The organism is Pseudomonas sp. SED1, assembly GCF_034044025.1.
GTDB lineage: Bacteria > Pseudomonadota > Gammaproteobacteria > Pseudomonadales > Pseudomonadaceae > Aquipseudomonas.
In genome coordinates this window covers 1-3,638 of sequence record NZ_JAXCIS010000133.1, presented here as the reverse complement: position 1 = coordinate 3,638, position 3,638 = coordinate 1, and the positions used below count along the sequence as shown (strand labels likewise).

The 3,638-nt window shown below is 58.1% G+C and carries 2 protein-coding genes and 1 pseudogene; 1 reads left to right on the top strand and 2 read right to left on the bottom strand.

The window, feature by feature from the left end; translation table 11 throughout:
- Positions 1-566, bottom strand: a pseudogene (locus SNL23_RS16875) (sensor histidine kinase); the annotation flags it as partial.
- Positions 567-622: 56 nt separating this feature from the next.
- The gene (locus tag SNL23_RS16870) at positions 623-2,089 is read right to left on the bottom strand and encodes a hypothetical protein (protein WP_318302858.1); all 1,467 of its coding nucleotides are present in this window, start codon (positions 2,087-2,089) and stop codon (positions 623-625) included.
- A 203-nt stretch (positions 2,090-2,292) separates the two neighbouring features.
- Here SNL23_RS16870 and SNL23_RS16865 point away from each other — a divergent pair.
- A partial coding sequence (locus SNL23_RS16865; RefSeq protein WP_318302857.1) for a hypothetical protein occupies positions 2,293-3,638 on the top strand: 1,346 nt, incomplete at its 3' end.

The following is a 3,638-nucleotide window of genomic DNA, read 5'->3' as shown; positions in this document are numbered from 1 at the left end:
CGATGCACAATCCGCAGCCCTAGCCCGCCATCACGGCGGGCACCACCAATTGTAAATGCCCGCAAAAACAAACCTTCGCGCAATTCCGCATCAATCCCCGGACCGCTGTCGCTGATGGTGACTTCAACACCGTCTCCTTTGGGAATTAGTGTCACTTCGATATCCCCCTTAACCGGCGTATGCCGCAACGCGTTATCCAGCAGGTTGGTCAGCACCCGCTCAATCAACCCCAGATCCGCAAACACCGTCGGTACCTGCGGTGGCAAGCTGGCACTAAAGGTGATGCCGCGCGCCTCAGCTGTCAGTTCGAATTTCTGAAAGATGTCCTGCACCAAATCCGGCAGCGAAAACCCTTCGATCACCGGCTGCACAAACCCGTGCTCCAGGCGCACCAGTTCCAGCAGCGATTGCGCCAGGCCGCCAACTTTACGGCTCTGGTCCAGTGCGATGCCCAGGTAACGTCGGCGGTCTTCCGGGCTCAGGCTGGCGTCTTTCAGCGACAGGGTTTCCAGGTAGCCATGCAGCGAAGCCAGCGGGGTGCGCAGGTCGTGCGAGATGTTGGCGACTTCGGTCAGCAGGCGCAGTGGCCTGGGTGATCCAGGCCACGAAGGTGAAGGTGTGATCAACCGATCCGCACGACTTGGCGCAAGGATTCGTTCAGGTCTGCTGAACTGGCCAGAACACCTGAGGCCCGGTACACGTAATAGACCTCCGGGGTGTAGCCCGCGAACTGCTCAAGATCCTTGCGGTAGATGAGCCGCTTGACGGGCGAGCCGGCGGGCCACGAACTACCCACCACTCGGGGCTCGGCGAAGACGATAGTGTCGTTGGAAGATTTCACGAAACGCACGATTATGGTGATTTCATCGTCCGGCCTACGCCATTCGTACCAGGGCACCACCATCACCGCAAAATCCGGAATCGGGTCTATCACATGGTCAGGGTAATTTTCGAAGTAGGGAGCGTCGAGGCGTACGATCGAACCCACCACCTGGGCCGAGCTTTTCTTCGAAGGTACTTCAAAGGGCGCTTGCAATTTCCTCAAGATAAACCGGGCCTCTATCCTTCCGCCCGCAGCGGCACGTACAACGCCGTAAGGAACATAGATATTCACCGGAACCCCTCGCTGCACGACGGGTTCGAAAGCGCGGTACACAATCACCCCACCTAACTGCGGGTACGCGCGGAAAGTGAAGTCGTACATATCGCCGACCAAGCCGGTATTGCGAACCGTGAACAACTCGGTTTTCAGATCTGTCCCCGCGAGCCGTTCCAGGTCGATATATCCGACAGGGTCATCGGTAATGATGCCCGGTCCGTCGGGCGTGGATTCATCGAGGCTTACCAGTACTTTCAGGTACTTCGACCGGCGATGCGAACGGTTGCCAACCACATCGACGACGTAGAAATCCACCAGCAAGTCGTAGCCGTCACCGGCGTCGATAATCTGCTCGTGGCTGACGGTGATTTCCGTGGGTTGCCCTATGCCTGCGACCTGTTGGGTGATCCTTGTCTGGCCCCAATTCAAATGGAGCTTATCGTCTGCGTGCATATTCGGATAAGGCTCAATGGTCGCTGTCACACCAAGGGGAGCGGTCGGGGGAAAGACTTCATACGTCGACAAACTGAACTTGAGCGCAGGATGCCCTTCTGGAGGAAAGCCACTGTCGTCCCCTGCGGGAATGTCGGTCTTGATCAAGACATGCAGTGGGGAGGAAACGTCGTATTCCTTGCCGCCGCCGTAGTACACCGCGTAACCCAATTGTATGTCGCCGTCAGGCAGGTCCGCTTTATGCAGTGTAAGGAAATAGCGGTTCTGTTCCTGCTCTCCGGGCTGCAGTTTTTTGATCGCCAGGGGCTTGGTGTTCGATGGATCACTGATATCGGCCACAGTAATGATGTCGCCTTCAACTGCCGCCCAGTTTTTATCGACCTGTACTGTCAGACCACTGGCCAGCAACCACGCGGGCACCCCGCCGTCGTAACCCGAGACGCCTTGGGACATACCGGGAATAATCAGCCGGTCGAGGTTCTTGGGTTGCTTCTCGCTGAGAGCGTTGGGGTTCTCTGTCGTGCTTTTGCTGGGCATGGTGTATCTCCTGATCGGGCCTTGGCGCTTCGTCGGAATACGGTGGCGTCCGTGAGCGTTATCAGACACCTGCAGCACAGGTTTGCCTACTGTCAGAATTAACAGGTAGCGACGCCACCTGTTAATTCTGACAGTAGGCAAACCCTGCGTTTGGGTATTTGCTTGGAGTCACCATACCGAGTGCTCCATCGAGGACCTTTGCCATGCCCCAGTCCGGCGTAACCACCAACCTGTTACCCCCCGTTGAGATTTCGCTGAGTCAGCCACCCATTCCCGGTGATGCGGACAACGCCGATTGCGGTATCGGCTTGCGGCACGTCGAACATCCGTTGGTGGTGTATATCGACCGTCCTGATGCCACGCCACCAGGCACCTTCTTTCAGCTGTTCTGGGGCAGTCTCACCCAGCCGGTAGCGTTCAATTTTCTGGGGGAGGGGGACGCTGGGCTGACACGCATCCCGTTTACCGTCACCCAGGACCGTATTCAAGAGTTCTGGGCCGACCCTGTGTTCGCCAGGGTGATCCGTGACGGCGGCAATCTTTCCGAGACCTTGCCGTTGCGGGTTCGGGTGAACCTGCAACGCCCTGCTGGGCGCGATCCTGACAATCAGGTGCCGGGCCATCAGGGGCTGGTATTTGAACTGCCACCCGATGTGCTGCTGGACGGGATTGACGAAACACGTGCCACGCAAGGCGTTATTGCTACTTTCCGGTATTGGGAGAACATGGCGGCCTACGACCGCATCACGCTTGCCTGGGGCTCCCAGATCATTACGCGTTGGGTTCAGCCAGACGAAGTAGGCAACGACATTAAGATCATTGTTGACCCTACAACCATTGCCCTCGCCGGCAACAGCGATGTGCTACCTGTGGCCTTCCAAGTCATGGGGCCTACCGGAAACTACCCGGACGAATGGGCGCGCTGGTCGGCGGCGCAATGGGTGGATGTGCATGCCGACAGTGACCGGCTTGACCCTCCCTGGGTTAAGTTTCCCGTTACTGAACGGGAGATCGACCTGGAGCAACTGGGAGGTCGGGACGTCATCATTTCAACCCATGTGGGCCGCGCCGACGCCTCTGCTTATAGCGTGCTAACCCTGATCTGGGCCGGTACAGACCGTGATGGCGTCTCGGTTCCACATACCCCCAGCATCACGATCGTGGCAGGTTCCAACCGGACCTATGATTTCGATATTCCCCATGCGCTGGTCGCGGCCATTGCCCAGGGAACGGTTGTTGTGCACTACCTGCTGCAAGGCGCAGGGGTGCCGGACAAGCGTTCGGATAATTTGCACTTGGAGGTTAAGGGGGAGTCTGTCAAATGGCCGGCGCCCACGATTGATGAAGCCATTGACGAGCAACTCGACCCGTACTTGGCGGAAGCTACTGTGCGTTTTCCGTTTCAGGAAAGCTGGCCGGACGAGGCGTTGCTTGAAGTGGTGTTTCTGGCGGGCGGGCCTGATGGAACGATCGAACATCGGTTGGGGCGCCAGGTCAACGATATCCCGCCCACTGACGACGGGGACATGCTCTTCACGGTGTACACCGC

What these genes read in the sequence shown, in the direction of transcription:
- SNL23_RS16870 (WP_318302858.1), bottom strand. Translation starts at nt 2,089, where the DNA reads ATGCCCAGCAAAAGCACGACAGAGAACCCCAACGCTCTCAGCGAGAAG.